The 16,656-nt window shown below is 73.5% G+C and carries 15 protein-coding genes, 1 pseudogene and 1 riboswitch; of the genes and pseudogenes, 10 read left to right on the forward strand and 6 right to left on the reverse strand.

What is annotated here, in order from left to right; all coding sequences use genetic code 11:
* Window positions 1-314: 314 nt before the first annotated feature.
* The 6 genes from PS467_RS27155 (at window position 315) to def (ending at window position 6,607) form a co-directional block, all read left to right on the forward strand.
* Window positions 315-1,001, forward strand: a complete 687-nt coding sequence (locus PS467_RS27155; protein WP_311039970.1) for a sigma-70 family RNA polymerase sigma factor — start codon at window positions 315-317, stop codon at window positions 999-1,001.
* Window positions 998-1,327 (forward strand): mycothiol system anti-sigma-R factor, encoded by a 330-nt coding sequence (rsrA, locus tag PS467_RS27160; protein ID WP_268974315.1) that lies wholly within the window; start codon window positions 998-1,000, stop codon window positions 1,325-1,327. The genes PS467_RS27155 and rsrA overlap by 4 nt, the downstream gene beginning before the upstream one ends.
* A gap of 186 nt (window positions 1,328-1,513) precedes the next feature.
* Window positions 1,514-2,965, forward strand: coding sequence for an HD-GYP domain-containing protein (locus tag PS467_RS27165; RefSeq protein WP_311037437.1), 1,452 nt, complete (start codon window positions 1,514-1,516; stop codon window positions 2,963-2,965).
* Window positions 2,966-3,342: 377 nt separating this feature from the next.
* On the forward strand, window positions 3,343-4,629 hold the full coding sequence (locus tag PS467_RS27170; protein ID WP_311037438.1) for an HD-GYP domain-containing protein: 1,287 nt from the start codon (window positions 3,343-3,345) through the stop codon (window positions 4,627-4,629).
* Window positions 4,630-4,861: 232 nt separating this feature from the next.
* Entirely contained in the window at window positions 4,862-5,848 is a 987-nt protein-coding gene (locus PS467_RS27175; RefSeq protein WP_020868546.1) for a tetratricopeptide repeat protein, read from the forward strand.
* 129 nt (window positions 5,849-5,977) lie between these two features.
* On the forward strand, window positions 5,978-6,607 hold the full coding sequence (def, locus tag PS467_RS27180) for a peptide deformylase (protein WP_311037439.1): 630 nt from the start codon (window positions 5,978-5,980) through the stop codon (window positions 6,605-6,607).
* A gap of 60 nt (window positions 6,608-6,667) precedes the next feature.
* On the opposite strand, the gene PS467_RS27185 is transcribed toward def, so the two are convergent.
* The 3 genes from PS467_RS27185 to PS467_RS27195 all read right to left on the reverse strand — a co-directional run bounded on the left by PS467_RS27185 (window position 6,668) and on the right by PS467_RS27195 (window position 11,945).
* Window positions 6,668-7,678, reverse strand: a complete 1,011-nt coding sequence (locus PS467_RS27185; RefSeq protein ID WP_311037440.1) for a ribonucleotide-diphosphate reductase subunit beta — start codon at window positions 7,676-7,678, stop codon at window positions 6,668-6,670.
* A 2-nt stretch (window positions 7,679-7,680) separates the two neighbouring features.
* A complete protein-coding gene (locus PS467_RS27190) occupies window positions 7,681-10,107 on the reverse strand; it encodes a ribonucleoside-diphosphate reductase subunit alpha (RefSeq protein ID WP_311037441.1) in 2,427 nt (808 codons plus the stop codon).
* A gap of 132 nt (window positions 10,108-10,239) precedes the next feature.
* Window positions 10,240-10,399, reverse strand: a riboswitch (cobalamin riboswitch).
* 37 nt (window positions 10,400-10,436) lie between these two features.
* A complete protein-coding gene (locus tag PS467_RS27195; RefSeq protein WP_311037442.1) occupies window positions 10,437-11,945 on the reverse strand; it encodes an FGGY family carbohydrate kinase in 1,509 nt (502 codons plus the stop codon).
* Window positions 11,946-12,094: 149 nt separating this feature from the next.
* On the opposite strand from PS467_RS27195, the gene PS467_RS27200 reads away from it, so the two are divergent.
* The 4 genes and pseudogenes from PS467_RS27200 to PS467_RS27210 all read left to right on the forward strand — a co-directional run bounded on the left by PS467_RS27200 (window position 12,095) and on the right by PS467_RS27210 (window position 15,471).
* Entirely contained in the window at window positions 12,095-12,739 is a 645-nt protein-coding gene (locus tag PS467_RS27200; RefSeq protein WP_311037443.1) for a histidine phosphatase family protein, read from the forward strand.
* Complete coding sequence (locus tag PS467_RS27205; protein ID WP_311037444.1) at window positions 12,736-13,548, forward strand: DeoR/GlpR family DNA-binding transcription regulator; 813 nt, start codon at window positions 12,736-12,738, stop codon at window positions 13,546-13,548. Before PS467_RS27200 ends, PS467_RS27205 begins: the two co-directional genes overlap by 4 nt.
* Window positions 13,549-13,572: 24 nt before the next feature.
* Window positions 13,573-14,028, forward strand: a pseudogene (locus PS467_RS42190) (FGGY family carbohydrate kinase); the annotation flags it as partial.
* 57 nt (window positions 14,029-14,085) lie between these two features.
* Window positions 14,086-15,471 carry an FGGY-family carbohydrate kinase gene (locus tag PS467_RS27210; protein WP_432280760.1) on the forward strand — a complete coding sequence of 462 codons (1,386 nt, stop codon included), beginning with the start codon at window positions 14,086-14,088 and terminating at the stop codon, window positions 15,469-15,471.
* A 15-nt stretch (window positions 15,472-15,486) separates the two neighbouring features.
* Here PS467_RS27210 and PS467_RS27215 read toward each other — a convergent pair whose 3' ends face one another.
* Genes PS467_RS27215 through PS467_RS27225 form a run of 3 tightly spaced genes read right to left on the reverse strand, consistent with a single transcriptional unit; the run spans window position 15,487 to window position 16,538 of the window.
* Window positions 15,487-15,993, reverse strand: coding sequence for a GNAT family N-acetyltransferase (locus PS467_RS27215; protein ID WP_311037446.1), 507 nt, complete (start codon window positions 15,991-15,993; stop codon window positions 15,487-15,489).
* A gap of 54 nt (window positions 15,994-16,047) precedes the next feature.
* Window positions 16,048-16,206, reverse strand: a complete 159-nt coding sequence (locus PS467_RS27220; protein WP_311037447.1) for a DUF7196 family protein — start codon at window positions 16,204-16,206, stop codon at window positions 16,048-16,050.
* A gap of 44 nt (window positions 16,207-16,250) precedes the next feature.
* The gene (locus PS467_RS27225; protein ID WP_268974325.1) at window positions 16,251-16,538 is read right to left on the reverse strand and encodes a hypothetical protein; all 288 of its coding nucleotides are present in this window, start codon (window positions 16,536-16,538) and stop codon (window positions 16,251-16,253) included.
* Window positions 16,539-16,656 lie beyond the last annotated feature (118 nt).

The following is a 16,656-nucleotide window of genomic DNA, read 5'->3' on the forward strand; positions in this document are numbered from 1 at the left end:
TGAGCCGCACGGGCCGCTGAGCCGCACGGGTCCGGGAACCGGGCGGAACCGGTCGCCGGGGGCGGGAATGCGACAGCGGTGGTCCGTGTTGTACCGGGCGTTGGCCATCAGCGTGTGAGAAGCACCTACGAGGAAAGGGAGTCCCCCGCATGGGTTCGCTTGCTTGCCCGGCCCGTCCGCAGGCCGCTGACCTGGACTGGTCCCAGCTGCAGGCGGCGCAGTCCGTGAAGATCGGAGCGGCGGGCGGACCGGATCGTCGTCTATTCTCCGATTCGAGCGGGTCCACATCCGGCCCCGACACGAAGCTGGAGGAGGTGGGTCAGGTCACTGGGACCGACGCAGGGACCGACGGCGTGACCGAAGAGACGGTCGAGCGGTCGCATGAGACGTCCGCGGAGCGCAGCGCGCGCTTCGAGCGGGACGCCCTTGCCTTCCTGGACCAGATGTACTCGGCCGCGCTGCGGATGACCCGTAACCCGGCCGACGCCGAGGATCTCGTACAGGAGACCTACGCCAAGGCGTACGGGTCCTTCCACCAGTTCCGCGAGGGCACCAACCTCAAGGCGTGGCTCTACCGCATCCTGACCAACACCTTCATCAACTCGTACCGCAAGAAGCAGCGGGAGCCCCAGCGCAGTGCGGCCGAGGAGATCGAGGACTGGCAGCTCGCGCGCGCCGAGTCGCATATGTCGACCGGTCTGCGGTCCGCCGAGTCGCAGGCCCTCGACCACCTGCCCGACTCCGATGTCAAGGAGGCCCTTCAGGCCATCCCCGAGGAGTTCCGCATCGCGGTCTATCTCGCGGACGTCGAGGGCTTTGCGTACAAGGAGATCGCCGACATCATGGGTACACCCATCGGTACGGTGATGTCCCGTCTGCACCGTGGGCGCCGCCAGCTGCGCGGTCTGCTGGAGGACTATGCCCGTGGGCGTGGGCTGGTTCCCGCGGGCGCGTCCGCCGCGGCGGACGAGTCGCACGATCGGAAAGGCGCGGACTCATGAGCTGCGGAGAGCCGCATGAGACGGACTGCTCCGAGGTTCTCGACCACCTTTACGAGTTCCTCGACCACGAGATGCCGGACGGCGACTGCGCCAAGTTCGAGGTGCACTTCGACGAGTGCTCCCCGTGCCTGGAGAAGTACGGCCTCGAGAAGGCCGTGAAGAAGCTCGTCAAGCGGTGTTGCGGCCATGATGACGTGCCCAGCGACCTCCGCTCGAAGGTGATGGGACGGATCGAGCTGATCCGCTCCGGGCACGCGGTGCCCGAGCGTGAGATCACCGCGGAGACCAACGCCCCGGCCAACGCCCCGACCACTGCCCAGGAGTGAGGCCCTCCCTCCCCCTCGGTGATCAGATCATCACTCGAAGGGTGTAATCGGACAGTAGCTCCGGGTGGTGCACCGCACTCCGTCTTAAGCTCCCCAACCAACCTCACCCGCCCCTCCGGGACGGGCGGGGCGGGTGAACGGACCTGGATGGGGAGGGACACCGTGCGGGCACTACGGGCTCTACGGGTGCGACAAGCGCTCCGGGCACTGCCCCTGGGGGCGCGGGCGTATGTCCTGTGCGCCGTGCTCGCGGCGGGATGGTGCGCCGCCCCCGCCGTACGGTCCCAAGCGGCCGTTCCCTGGGCCACGGTCGCCCTGCTCGCCGCGGTCCACACGGTGGGGTCCAGGGTCAGGGCCCGATGGCCCGAATGGTGCAGCCCCGTCCTCCTGGCCGGGGCTTTTCTGCTGCCGCCCGCCGCCGCGGCGCTGGTCGCCGTGCCGGGTGCGCTGCTGACCCGGGTGGAGCGGCCCCCGGCCGGGCCGCGGCGGGCGTGGCGCGCCGCGCGGCTCTCGCTGGCCGTCTGGGCCGCCTCGTACGCCTTCGCGGCCCTGCGCGGCCCACGGGCCCTCGCCGCCCTGGGGGACCTCGGCGGCGGCGCCCGGGATCCCGGCGCGCCCGGCTTTCCGTACGCGCTGGCGGCCGCCGTCGCCGCCGCGCTCGTCCTGGGCCTGACCGCCACCGTTCTGGAGGGCGGGGTGCTGGTCACCGCCGAGCGCCGCTCCCCGCGCGCCGCCTGGTCCGCCCCGCTGCCCGGGGCGCTCGCCCCGTACCTGGTGCACGGGCCCGCCGGGCTGGCCATGGCGGTGCTGTGGCGCAGCCCTTACGGACCGGCGGCGGCCCTGCTGGTGCTGCTGCCGATGTACGTCTGCGCCTGTGGCTTCGTGCTGTACCACCGCGAGAGCGCCGCCCACCAGGCCACCATCCGGGCGCTGGTCCAGGCGGTGGACATCAAGGACCGCTACACCCGGGGCCACAGCGAGCGCGTCGGCCGCGCCTCCGCGATGATCGCCCGCGAGCTGGGCATGAGCGGCGACCGGCTGGAGGCGCTGCGGATCGCGGGCATCCTCCACGACGTGGGCAAGCTCGGCGTCCCCACCCGGCTGTTGCGCAAAGACGGCCCGCTCACCCCCGACGAGCGCCGGGTGATCGAGCTGCACCCCGAGTACGGCGACGAGATGGTGCGGGGCATCGGCTTCCTGGGCGAGGCGCGGGCCGCGATCCTCCACCACCATGAGCGGCTGGACGGCAGCGGCTATCCGTACGGGCTGGCCGGGGCGCAGATCCCGGAGTTCGCCCGGGTGGTCGCGGTCGCGGACGCCTTCGACGCGATGACCTCGACGCGTACGTACAGCCGGGCGCGGCCGGTGCCCACGGCGGTCGAGGAGCTGAAGCGGTGCGCGGGAACGCAGTTCGACCCCCGGATGGTGCGGGCCCTGGCCCGCGCCCTGGACCGCCACGGCTGGCACGCGACGGTCACCGCGGACGCCCCCCAGGAGCGAGGAAACGTCCCGGCAGACTCCCTGGGCCCGCCGCCGGAGGCGTCCGCGCCACTGGTACGCGCCGCCGCGGCGGCCGGACCGGACGCCCCCGGCCCGTCGTCGCGCCTGAGCCCCGGCGGACCCGGCGGCGCATCATGAGCCCCGCCGAGGACCCCGCCGGGGCCGGCACGGCCGGTCCCGACCGGGGCGGTCCGGACCGGGGCGCCCGGCCGGGGCGGCGTTCACGCGCCGGCGGTAGGGACGTCCCTGCCTCGGGGCCTGGCCGGGATGGGGACGAGGGCGCGGCCGGGTGGGTCGCCGAGGGGGTGGACCGGGATGAGGGCGCGGCGGGGGTGGTTGCCAGGGGGGTGGACCGGGGCGCGGTCCCGCGCCGTCGCCCCGGGGGGCTGCTCGTCCCCGGAGCGCTTGCGGAGCGGCATGCCCGCGCGGTGTGCAGGGCCCGCCGGGCACGGCACATCGCATACCCCGGGGACCGCATATCGCGGCGCGGGCACGGTGGCCTTACCGTCGTCGCGGTGTACGGCGCGGCGGGGGCGCTCGCCGTGGTCGCGCTCGTATGGACCGAGTGGCACGGGGTGCGGCAGCCGGCGGCGGCGCTCGCCTTCGGGGTGCTCATCGCCGTCGGGGAGGTGATCCGGTGCGTCGACGCACCGTCCGCGCGTCAGCCCGCGCGTCAGCCCGCGCGGCCGCGCACCGGTGGGGCGCACGATCCGCGCGGTGAGCCCGCGCCCGTCGCCGCCGCGGGCGCCCTCGGCTACGCCCTGCTCGGGCGGCTCGGTGGGGAACCCACCACCTTCGGTGTCCTCCAGGTGGTCACCGTCGTCATGGCGGCCACCCTGGCCGGGCTGGTGGTGCCGCTGGCGCTGGGCCGGCCGGCCGATCCCGGCCACGCCGCCCGCCGGGTGCTGACCGTCGCGTTCGCCGCCACCTGCTTCCAACCGCTGCACCAGACCGGACGGTTGGCCTCCTGGTTCGGGCACGGCCCGTATGCCGTCGGCTATTTGCTCGCCCTGCTGGCCCTGACCGCCCTGTGTGACGCGGTTCTGGCCGCCGCCCTCGCCCGTGCCCGCACCGGCTGGCCTTACGGACCGCTGCTCGGCGACGAGCTGCGGGCGCAGCAAGGGGTGGGGGCCGCGGTCTGCGCGACCGGGGTGGTGATGGCGCTCACCGTGGCCGTCGCCGGGCTGTGGCCGCTGCCGGTCCTGGCGGTGCCGCTGCTGCTGATCCAGTACTCCTACCGCCGCTACGCGGGGATACGGGCCACCTACCGCCAGACCATCGCCTCCCTGGCCCGGTCGACCGAGATAGCCGGGTACACCCCGGCCGGTCACGCCCTCAAGGTGGCCGCCCTCAGCCGGGCGGTAGGGCGTGAGCTGGGGCTTTCCGGGGCCCGGCTGACCGTGCTGGAGTACGCGGCGCTGATGCACGACATCGGCCAGCTCTCGCTGCTCGACCCGGTGCCGGCCGGGGCCACCGAGCAGCTGCCCGCCGCCGAGCAGCGCAGAATCGCACTGCTCGGCGGCGCTGTGGTGCGCCAGACCGGGGTACCCGCCGAGGTCGCGGTGGTGGTCGAGCGCCAGGCGGACCCGTACCGCGAGCAGCCGCTCGCCGCGCGTATCGTGCGCGCGGTGAACGCGTACACCGAGCTGGTGAGCCGGCCCGCGGCCGGGGGAGCGGCCGGGGCGGCCGCGCTGCGCGCCCTGGAGCGGCTGCGGCTGGCCACGGCGCGCGACTTCGACCCGGTGGTCGTGGAGGCGCTCGCCGCGGTGCTGTCGCGCCAGGTGTACGGCCGTCCCCGGTGAGAACTCGCGGGTAATGAGCGGGCTTCCCGAGGGGCATGGTTGGATGCGAGGAGAGGGGTGTCGGGCCGATGGCCGGTGGCAAGGAGGTGTGGTGGGCTTCGCATCCCGGCCGCAGGGTGAGGGGCCGGGCTGAGATGTCCGCGAATGTGTGGCAGGTTGTCTTCAAGGGAGGGCGACGCCGTCCGCGAAGGCATCTGGTACGGGACGACTTCGATACCGGCAGGCGGGAATCGTGAAGATCTTCGGCAAGGTACGGCACCGGCCGTCCGCCTCATGGCGGCAGGCCACGGACCGTGCGTTCACGCTCATCGGCGACGGCCGGTACGAGGACGCGGGCGCGCTGCTGACCCGCGCCGCCGACCTGGAGCCATGGCTGTCGGAGTCCTGGTTCAATCTGGCGCTGCTGCACAAGTTCCGGCACGACTGGGAGCAGGCGCGCGCCGCGGGGCTGCGCGCGGTCGCGCTGCTGGACCGCGAGACGGGCGCTCCCGACTGGTGGAACGTGGGCATCGCGGCCACCGCGCTCCAGGACTGGCCGCTGGCCCGCCGTGCCTGGCAGGCGTACGGGCTGAAGGTGCCCGGAGAGGCGTCCGCGTCCGGGGAGCCGCTCGGCATGGAGCTGGGCAGCGCGGCGGTAAGGCTGTCACCGGAGGGCGAGGCCGAGGTCGTCTGGGGCCGCCGGCTGGACCCGGCCCGGATCGAGGTGCTGTCCATCCCGCTGCCGTCGTCCGGGCGGCGCTGGGGCGAGGTGGTGCTGCACGACGGTGTGCCGCACGGTGAGCGTGTGACCTCCGCGGGCCCCGCCTACCCGGTCTTCGACGAGATCGAGCTGTGGGCGCCGTCCCCGGTGCCGACCTGGGTGGTGCTGCTGGAGGCGGCCACCGAGGCCGACCGGGACGCCCTGGAGCGGCTCGCCGCGGACGCGGGCTTCGCGGCCGAGGACTGGTCGTCGTCGGTGCGGCTGCTGTGCCGCTCCTGTTCGGAGAGCCGGATGCCCAGTGACGAGGGCGAGGGCGAGCACCTGGACCCGCACGACCACAGCGAGCCGGGCCACCCCGGCCCGCTGGGACACCGTATGGCGGGCTCGGGCTCGCTGTGGGTCCCCGAGCGCGAATGCGGTATCGCGGCGCCCGGCGGGCTGGTGCGGGGGCTGCTGGACGGCTGGGTCGCCGACAGCCCGGACACCCGGGAGTGGCGGGACCTGGAAGAGGTCTGCTGACCGGCCACGTCCGCCGACCGACCAGGTCCGCCGACCGCCCCTCGGGGCGGCTCGCCCCGCGCCCGGCCGCGTCGTGCCCGTACCCTGTAGGGCGACGCATCACGGTTGAGGGAAGGCATACGGCGGACGATGTCGCAGCAAGGTACGAAGCAGCAGGTGGACGACGAGTTCATCGTGGACACGGAGGACTGCGAGGAGCGCGAGCGGGCTTTCCGCGAGCGCGGCACCGCCCGCCCGATCACCGTTGTCGGCAATCCGGTCCTGCACCGGGAGTGCAAGGACGTGACCGTCTTCGATGACGAGCTGGCGCGGCTCGTCGACGACATGTTCGCCAGCCAGCGGGCGGCGGAGGGCGTGGGTCTGGCCGCCAACCAGATCGGTGTCGACCTCAAGGTCTTCGTCTACGACTGCATGGACGACGAGGGCGTTCGCCATGTGGGCGTGGTGTGCAACCCGGTGCTGGACGAGCTGCCGGCCGAGCGCCGGGTGCTGGACGACTCCAATGAGGGCTGTCTGTCGGTCCCCACCGCCTACGCGTCGCTGGCCCGCCCCGACTACGCGGTGGTGCGCGGCCAGGACCTCGACGGCAAGCCGATCGCGGTGCGCGGCACCGGCTACTTCGCGCGCTGTCTCCAGCACGAGACCGACCACCTCTACGGCTACCTCTACATCGACCGGCTCTCCAAGCGCGACCGTAAGGACGCGCTGAAGCAGATGGCCGAGGGCACCGCCCGCTATGAGACGGTGCCCAACGACTGAGCGTGCCGTATCTCACAGGGCCGGACCGCGAGGGTCCGGCCCTGTGTCATGAGGGCGGGCTCAGAAGTCGTCGTCGAAGGCGACCGAGCCCTCGACCGCGACCTGGTAGGCCGAGGCGCGGCGCTCGAAGAAGTTGGTCAGCTCCTGGACGTTCTGGAGCTCCATGAAGGAGAACGGGTTCTCCGAGCCGAAGACCGCCGGGAAGCCGAGGCGCTGGAGGCGCTGGTCGGCCACGCACTGGAGGTATTCCCGCATCGACGCGGTGTTCATGCCCGGCAGCCCGTCCCCGCACAGATCGCGGGCGAATTGCAGCTCCGCCTCGACGGCCTCCTTCAGCATGTCGGTGACCTGCCGCTGGAGCTCGTCGTCGAACAGGTCCGGCTCCTCCTCGCGGACGGTGTCCACGACCGAGAAGGCGAACTCCATGTGCATCGACTCGTCGCGGAACACCCAGTTGGTGCCCGTCGCCAGGCCGTGCAGCAGCCCGCGCGAGCGGAACCAGTAGACGTAGGCGAAGGCGCCGTAGAAGAACAGCCCCTCGATACAGGCCGCGAAGCAGATCAGATTGAGCAGGAAGCGGCGGCGGTCGTCCTTGGTCTCCAGCCGATCGATCTTCTCCACCGAGTCCATCCAGCGGAAGCAGAACTCCGCCTTCTCCCGGATGGAGGGGATGTTCTCGACGGCGGCGAAGGCCGCGGCGCGGTCGTCCGGATCGGGGAGGTAGGTGTCCAGCAGCGTCAGATAGAACTGGACGTGCACCGCCTCCTCGAAGAGCTGCCGCGAGAGATACAGCCGCGCCTCGGGGGAGTTGATGTGCTTGTAGAGCGTCAGCACCAGGTTGTTGGCCACGATCGAGTCGCCGGTAGCGAAGAAGGCGACCAGACGGCCGATCAGATGCTGTTCACCGGGGGAGAGTTTGGCGAGGTCGGCGATGTCCGAGTGGAGGTCGACCTCCTCCACGGTCCAGGTGTTCTTGATCGCGTCGCGGTAGCGGTCGTAGAACCGCGGGTACCGCATCGGCCGCAGGGTCAGTTCGAAGCCCGGGTCGAGCAGGTTCTTGGTGTCACTCATGGTTACTGGCAGGCCTCGCAGGACTCGGGGTTTTCCAGGGAGCAGGCGACGACCTCGGGGTCGGCGGGCGCCTGCTGGGCGGGGACGGGGGCAGGGGCAGGGGCGGTGGCCGCGGCCCCGCCGCGTGCGCTCTGGGCGATCCGGGTGGCCGGACGCGAGCGCAGGTAGTACGTGGTCTTGATGCCGCGCTTCCAGGCGTACACGTACATCGAGCTGAGCTTGCCGATGGTCGGCGAGGCCATGAAGAGGTTCAGCGACTGGCTCTGGTCCAGGTACGGGGTGCGCGCCGCCGCCATGTCGATCAGGGCGCGCTGCGGGATCTCCCACGCCGTGCGGTACAGCTCCCGTACGTCGGCGGGCACCCAGGCCAGGTCCTGGACCGAGCCGTTGGACTCGCGCAGCGCCTCCCGGGTCCGGGCGTCCCAGACGCCCAGCTTCTTGAGGTCGTCCACGAGGTAGGAGTTGACCTGGAGGAACTCCCCGCTGAGCGTTTCGCGCTTGAAGAGGTTGGAGACCTGCGGCTCGATGCACTCGTAGACGCCCGCGATGGAGGCGATGGTCGCGGTCGGCGCGATCGCCAGCAGCAGCGAGTTCCGCATCCCCGATGTCGCCATCCGGGTGCGCAGCGCCTGCCAGCGCTCCGGCCAGGTGACTACCGCGTCCGGGTAGTGGTCCGGGTGCAGCACACCGCGTGCGGTGCGGGTCTCGGACCAGGCGGGGAGCGGGCCGTGGCGCTCGGCGAGCTCACAGGACGCCTCGTAGGCGGCAAGCATGATGCGCTCGGAGATCCGGGTGGACAGCTCCTTGGCCTCGGGCGAGTCGAACGGCAGCCGCAGCCGGAAGAAGACGTCCTGGAGCCCCATGAGGCCCAGGCCCACCGGACGCCAGCGGGCGTTGGAGGCCCCGGCCTCCTGGGTGGGGTAGAAGTTGATGTCCACCACGCGGTCGAGGAAGGTCACGGCGGTGTGGACGGTGGCGTCCAGGCGCTCCCAGTCCATCTGCCCGTCCGCGCCGAGGTGCGCGGCGAGGTTGACCGACCCGAGGTTGCACACGGCGGTCTCGCCGTCGTCGGTGACCTCCAGGATCTCGGTGCACAGGTTCGAGGAGTGGACGACCCGGCCGGGCTCGGCGGTCTGGTTGGCGGTGCGGTTGGCGGCGTCCTTGAAGGTCATCCAGCCGTTGCCGGTCTGTGCGAGGGTGCGCATCATCCGGGCGTACAGCTGGCGGGCCGGGACCCGCTTGACCGCCTTCCCCTCGGCCTCGGCCTTCCGGTACGCGGCGTCGAACTCCTCGCCCCACAGGTCCACCAGCTCGGGGGCGTCGGACGGGGAGAACAGCGACCAGTCGGCGTCCGCCTCGACCCGGCGCATGAACTCGTCCGGGATCCAGTGGGCGATGTTGAGGTTGTGGGTGCGGCGGGCGTCCTCGCCCGTGTTGTCCCGCAGCTCCAGGAACTCCTCGAGGTCCGCGTGCCAGCTCTCCAGGTAGACGCAGGCCGCGCCCTTGCGCCGGCCGCCCTGGTTGACGGCGGCCACCGAGGCGTCGAGCGTGCGCAGGAACGGCACGATGCCGCCGGAGTGCCCGTTGGTGCCCCGGATCAGCGAACCGCGGGCCCGGATGCGGGAGTAGGACAGGCCGATGCCGCCCGCGTGCTTCGACAGCCGCGCCACCTGGTGGTAGCGGTGGTAGATGGAGTCCAGCTCGTCCAGCGGGGAGTCCAGCAGATAGCAGGACGACATCTGGGGATGCCGGGTGCCGGAGTTGAACAGCGTGGGGGAGCTGGGCAGGTACGACAGCGTGCTGGTGAGCCGGTACAGCTCGGCCACGTCGTCCAGGGCCCGCTCCGAGAGGTCCTCGGCGAGCCCGCAGGCCACGCGCAGCAGGAAGTGCTGCGGGGTCTCGATCACCTGGCGGGTGAGCGGGTGGCGCAGCAGGTAGCGGCTGTAGAGGGTGCGCAGTCCGAAGTAGCCGAAGCGGTCGTCGGCCCCGTCGGCCAGGGCCCGCTCCACCAGCGCGTCCAGCCGCCCGGCGTGGGTGGCGGCGAACTCCGCGGTGGAGTCGGCGATCAGGCCCTCGCGGTGGCCCACCGCCACGGAGCCGGAGAAGGAGACCGCGCCCTGCCCGGCCGCCTCCTGGGTGATGGTGACCGCCAGCAGCCGCGCGGCCAGCCGCGAGTACTCCGGTTCCTCGGCGATCAGCCCGGCCGCCGCCTCGGTCGCGAGGGTGCGCAACTCCGCCTCGTCCGAGCCGGGATGGCGGCCGCGCAGGGCGGCGGCCGCGACCTTTCCGGGGTCGGTGGCGGGCAGGTCGGCGGTGAGGCCGGTGAGGGTCCGCAGCAGGGCGGTCCCGGGCGCGTCGCCCGCTGCCCGGGGAACCGCTGCCTGAGAATCCGCCTGTTCTGAAACCGGATCGGCGGGCGCGATGGTCACTGAAGTGCTCTCCCTCGCTCGGCTGGGGCCGCGAGGGGGGCGATGGGCGCGCGGGCATGCCGGTGCCGCACTCCTCGTACGCCGGGCACACCACGCAGCGTCCATCGGCCCAACCCACGAGGCCGGGGGACGTGTTCTGAACGGCCGTCGGCAGGTGCTCGGACTCATGGGTACGCCGCATAAGCGCACACATACACCGTTGCGGGACAGTTCCGGATTCGCACCGGATTCCCCTGCGGCGACAGCGAGCATGAGCATACATCTTGTGTCGGCCGGCGCACGTGCCCCCACATGTTGTGTCGGGAGGTGCGGAGTTTCGTGCGAATGTGCTAGTGCGTTCCGTAGGCGGCCCATGACCTGGGGCCCGTCGCGCGCCATCCGCCGAGCGCCTCGTCGAGCCGGGCGCGGTAGCCGGCGTAGCCGTCCTCGAAGAGCTCGCGGAGGTCCGCGCGGGGTTCGACGGTGCGCGCGTCGGCCTGCCAGCGCTCCGCGTCGACCGGGTCGCCGAGGGCCCGCCAGGCGACCGCCACCGCGCCCCGCGCACCCACCTCGGGCTCGTTCGGGATGCGCACCGGGCGGCCGATGACATCGGCGAACAGCCGGGCCCACGCCGTGGACCGGGTGCCGCCGCCGCACAGCGCCAGGCTCGCGGAGAGCCCGGCGGCCTCCAGGCAGTGGCGTGCGGCGTAGGCGACGGCTTCGCAGACCGCGCGGACCGCGTCGGCGCGGGTGGCGCCCAGCGTGAGCCCGTCCAGCCGCCCCCGCGCGGCGGGTTCCACGAACGGCGCGCGCTCCCCGGCGCCGGACAGGAAGGGCAGGGCGGTCACGCCGTTGGCGCCGGGCGGTGCGGCCTCGAGTATCGCGTCCAGCTCGGCCGTGGTCGCGCCGGTGAACTCCAGCACCCACTCCAGGGCCGCGGTGCCGACCATCGCGGGCATGGCGCGCAGCCAGCGGTCCGGATCGGGGGTGCACAGCCACATCCCCGCCGGATCGCCGGCCGGGTCGATCCGCGCGCTGTCGGTGAGCACCTGGCTGGCCAGGGTGGTGCCGACGATCAGCAACCCGTCGCCCACCTCGCACACCCCGCTGCCGATGGCGCAGGCCGGGAGGTCGTACGGGCCCGCCGTGACCGGCAGCCCGGCCGGCAGTCCCAGCAGCCGCGCGCCCGCCCCGTCCAGCCGCGCGACCGCGCCCGGGGCGGCGGGCGGCGGCAACAGCCGGGCGTACGCGGCGATTCCGCACACGTCCAGGGCCTGGGTCACGTACTGACGGGTGGTCACGTCCAGGAACGGCAGTGAGGCGTCGGAGGCGTCCACGCCGATGACGCCGGTCAGCCGCTGGGCGACCGCGTCCACGCAGTAGCCCGCGACCTCGGCCCGCGCCAGGGCCTCCGGCTCGTGCTCGGCCAGCCAGGCCAGCAGCGGGGCGTGGCAGCCGGGGAACACCCCCGAGCCGGTGAGGGCGTACAGCGCCCGCAGGGTGCCGTCCTCGCCCCAGCGGGCCACGGTGTCGCCCGCCCTGCCGTCCATCCAGGAGATCGGCGGACGCACCGCCCGGCCCGCCGCGTCCCGCAGCCACATGCCGTCCCCCTGGCCGGTGAGCGCGAGTGCGGCCGGGGGGCCGGGGAGGGCGGCGGCGACCTCCCGGCACACCTCGCCGACCGTGCGCAGCACGTCCTCCAGGTCCTGCTCCACCCGGCCGCCGGGCAGCCGCTCCAGCCGGCTGGGGCGGCTCGCGGAGGCCACCGCCCGGCCGTCCCGGCCGAAGGCCACGGCCTTGGTGACGGAGGTGCCGACGTCGACTCCGATGATCACGTCGTGGGCGGCGAGGACGCGCATGGGTGGCCTTCCTTCCGGCGTGCTTCGGGGTGTGCTTCCGGGCTCTCGGGTGTGCTTCGGGGCGTGCTTCGGCGTTTCATAACATGGGCGATGCTAGATTTAACATCTACAACTTGATCAGACAATGCCCGACACAGGGGAGGCCCCGGATGAGCGCCCGACTGCTGCTCGTACGTCACGGCGAGACCGTGTGGCACGCGGAGAACCGCTACGCCGGCACCTCCGACATCGACCTGACCGAACGGGGGCATCGCCAGGCCCGCGCGCTCGCCCGGTGGGCCGGGCGGCGCGGCGCGGACGCGGTGGCCTGTTCCCCGCTGAGCCGCGCCCGGCGGACGGCCGAGCCGGCGGCGCGGGCGCTGGGCCTGGTGCCCGAGGTGATCGAGGACCTGCGCGAGCTCGACTTCGGCTGGGGCGAGGGCCGCACCATCGCCGAGCTGGAGGCGGAGGACCCGGCCGCCGTCGCGGCGTTCCGGCGCGACCCCGAGACCGGTGCCTTCCCCGGTTCCGAGCCGCCCGGCCGGGCGGCGGCGCGGGCGGTGGCCGCCCTGCGCGGGCTCGCCGCCGCGCACGAGGGCGGCACGGTGCTCGTCGTCGCCCACAACTCCCTGCTGCGGCTGGCGCTGTGCGCGCTGCTCACCATCCCCGTCGGCCGCTACCGCCAGGTCTTCCCCCGGCTGGACAACGCGGCGGTGACCGAGGTCGAACTGGCCGGTGAGGCGACGGCGCTGCGCTCCCTGAACGTGCCCACCGAGACCGTTCCGGCGGCCGGTGCGGAAGGATTCCCGGCATGACCACGACCGGAGCGCCCGGCGGCCAGGCCCACCCCCAGGCCCGCCCCCAGGACGCGCGCAGACAGCTGATCACCGAGTACGTCCTCGAACACGCCACCGCCACCGCGGCCGAGCTGGCCGGGCTCACCGGGGTCAGCCTGATGACGGTGCACCGCGACCTGGACGAGCTGGCCAGGCTCGGTGTGCTGCGGAAGTTCCGGGGCGGGGTCTCGGCGCTGCCCTCGTCGGTCTTCGAGTCCAGCCTGGAGTACCGGCTGGGCGTCAACCGCGCCGAGAAGGAGGCGGTCGCGGCGGCCGCCGCCGAGCTGGTCGAGCCCGGTATGTCGGTGATGCTGGACGACTCCACGACCGCGCTCGCCCTGGCCCGGCTGCTCGTCGACGCCGCGCCGCTGACCGTGGTGACCAACGCCCGGCGGGTGGTGGAGGTCTTCGCCGGGGTGCCGCGGACCCGGCTGATCGGGCTCGGCGGGGAGTACTCCCACACCCATGACTCGTTTCTCGGCGTGCCCTGCGCGGAGGCGATCGGGGGGCTGTCCGTGGACATGGTGCTGGTCAGCACCTCGGCGATGGACGCGCGCACCACCTACCACCAGGAGCAGGACGTGGTGCTGGTCAAGCGGGCGATGCTCGCGGCCGGCAGCCGCAAGGTGCTGCTGATGGACGCCTCGAAGACCCGGCGCACGGCGCTGCACCGGCTGTGCCCGATGGACGACTTCGACCATCTGGTGGTGGACGACGGGATCGAGGCGGAGCTGCTGGGTGAGCTGCGGGAGCGGGTGGATGTGCGGGTCGCGGGACCTGCTTCTTAACGCGGCTGGTGTTAACTTAACGTCATGCGTGTGGCAGCTGCGGGAACCGAGATGGTGGCCGGGATCGACATCGCCACGGCGGCGGTGCGGGTGATGTGCGTGGACGCACACGGAAGGGTGCGCTCCGAGGGCCGCGCGCCCCTGCCCCGCCCGACGCGGAGCGCGGGCGGGCGCGGCGAGCAGGACGCGCGGGCCTGGTGGCCGGCCGTCGCGGCGGCCCTCCGCCAGGCGACGGCCGCGCTCCCGGCGGGCGGCCGGGAGGTGGTGGCCGTCGCCACCTCGGCGACCTCCGGCACGGTCGTCCTGGCGGACGGCGCGGGCGAACCGCTCGGCCCCGCCCTGATGTACGACGACCGCCGCGCCGCCGAACTCAACGCCCACGCCCAGCGGCTGGGCTCCCCGCGCTGGCAGGCCCTGGGCCTGACGGTCGGCCCGACGGCGGCCCTGGGCCGCATCGCCTGGCTGGCGGAGGCGGAAGGGATCACCGACAGCCGACGCGCCGGCCGCGGCCGGCCGCAGCACGCCGAGCCGAAGCCCCTGCCCGTCGACCAGCCGACACCCGCCGCCGACGAAGGCCCACGCCTTCCGGGCGACGATGCGGGTGCCGCGGGTGCGGCGGGTGCGGTGGGCAACAGCGGGTCGGCGGTCGCGGCGGGTGGTGCCGGTTTGGTGGGCGAGGCGGGTGCGGCTGGTCTGGCGGGTGCGGCCGACGAGGCGGGCGATGGTGGTTCGGCGGGCGGGACAGGGGCGGCGGGGCTGGCGGACGAGGCGGTCGACGGCGGTCTCGCGTGCGGCGGTCTGGCGGGCGCGACGAGTCCGGCGGGCGACAGCGGGTCTGCAGGCGACAGCGGGTCGGCGGGCGACGGGCTGGGCGGGGGCGGGTCCTCCGGGCACGGGCTGGGTGGGGGCCGGTCCTCCGCCGACGGGCGGGGCCGGCGTCTGCTCCATACCTCCGATCTCATCGCGTGGCGGCTCACCGGCGGGCCCGTCGCCACCGACTGGAGTCACGCCCTCAAGAGCGGCTACGACGCACGCGTGGGCGAGTGGCCGGGCGAGGTCCTGGACGCGCTGGGCGTGCCGTCCGCCTGGTTGCCCGCCGTCGAGCCGCCGACCACCGAAGTGGGCACGGTGTGTGCGGCCGCCGCGCGCGAAACCGGGCTGCCGGTGGGCTGTGCGGTGCGCCTGGGGATGACGGACGGCTGCGCCGGGCAGATCGCCACGGGGGCCGTGCGGCCCGGTCAGTTCGTGGGCGTCCTCGGTACCACGTACGTCCTCAAGGGCGTCACCCGGGAGCTGGTCGTCGACCCGGCCGGTGCGCTCTACAGCCACCGCCACCCCGACGGGTGGTGGCTGCCGGGCGGCGCGTCCAATACGGGCGGCGAGGCCCTCGCGGACGTCCCCGCCGGTCGACTCGCCGCCCTCGACCGTGCTGCGGCCGCCCGCGGACCCGCGTCCGTGGTCGCCTACACCCTGCGCCGTGAGGGCGAGCGCTTCCCGTTCGTCAGCGGTGAGGCGCGCGGCTTCCTCCTGGGCACTCCGGCCGACGACGCCGACCGCCACCGCGCCGCCCTGGAGGGCGTCGCCTTCCTGGAACGCCTCGCCATCGAGCGGGTACGGGAGCTGGGCGTCGCGGTCGAGGGCCCGCTGTGGGCGGCGGGTGGCGGCAGCCGCAGCCCGGTGTGGACCCGTATCCGCGCCACCGCCCTCGGCATGCCCCTGCGCGTCGCCGACCACGCCGAAACCGCCTTCGGCGCGGCCCTCCTCGCCGCCTCCGGCAGCCTCCACCCGGACCTCGCGGCGAGCGCCGCCGCGATGGTCCGTACCGGCCGGGACATCGAGCCCGACGAGACCGAACGCGCCGCCCTCGACGCCTCGTACGCCGCCTTCACCGCCGCCCTGCGCGAGCGCGGCTGGCTGCGCTAGGCGCCCGGTCCGCCGTCAGAGCTCCACGGTGAACGCCCAGAGCGTCAGGTCCAGGTCCGCTATCGGCGCCCAGTCACGCTCCGGCGCCCGGACGAAGCCGAGTCGTCCGTACAGCCGGTGGGCGGTGGTCATCGACTGCTGGCTGCTGATCACGATCCGCTCGAGGCCCAGCTCCCGCCCCCGGTCCAGACAGGCCCGCACCAGCGCCTCGGCCGCGCCGCGCCGCCGCGACTCGGGGCGGACGGCCAGCATCCGGAACTCGCCCTCGCCGGGCCGGGCCAGCTCCGCGTACGCCCCGCCGTGCACCGCGAACGCCACGGCGCCCAGCACCTCATCGCTCGCCCCGTCCGCCGCGACCAGCAGCTCGGCCTGCTCGGCCCGGCGCCGGGCGTCGCGCAGTGTGGCCAGGTACGGATCGCTGTCCCCGAAGTCCAGCAGCCCGTCATCGAGGTAGGCCCGCGCGGTGAGCTCCCCGATGTCGTCCAGCTCCTCGTCCCGCGCGTGCCTGATCGTGATGTCCATGCCCGCAGTGTGCCGCACACCACCGACAGCCGGGCCGCCGTGCCGTCGGCGTCATCACTGGGTGACGGTGGTGATCACTCCGGTGGAACCCGCGCGCCGGTTGGCCGCCTCGGCTTCCTGGTAGGTGACGTATCGCCGGACCGTGCCGTCCGGCAGCGTCAGTTGGTAGACGACGACGGTGTGAGGTGTTCCGCCACCACAGTTGCAGGCCATGGCTGTCTGTTCCTTTCCTGAAGCGCGCCCTGTCGGGGCCGGTGTCAGTCCAGCCACCGCGAGGCGACGCCCGTGAGGTAGGAGAGCGTCAGGGCGGCGGCCGGCAGCTGGAACCAGGCGGTGGTGTCCAGCAATGTCGCGTACACGGCCGTGGCACCGGCGACCCATGTGCTGGTGCACCAACCGCAGTTGACCAGGTAGGCGGGGCGTGAGTCGTCACCGAAGCGGTCGGCGACCCAGCATCTGAAGCCCGCCGCCAGCGTGTCCTTGGTGATGAAGCGGGTGATCCGGCAGGTGGTGCCGAGGGCGAGGAGGAACGCTGCGAGGCTCACGGGATCGTTCCCTCCCCGGCCGGTCGTACGAGGGGTCGGCACTGCCGATACCACCCATTACAAGCGCGTCGCCGGGTCCGCCGGTATGCGCCAAACGAGTGATGGGCGCCTTGAGGGG

It is taken from the genome of Streptomyces luomodiensis (assembly GCF_031679605.1).
Lineage (GTDB): Bacteria > Actinomycetota > Actinomycetes > Streptomycetales > Streptomycetaceae > Streptomyces > Streptomyces luomodiensis.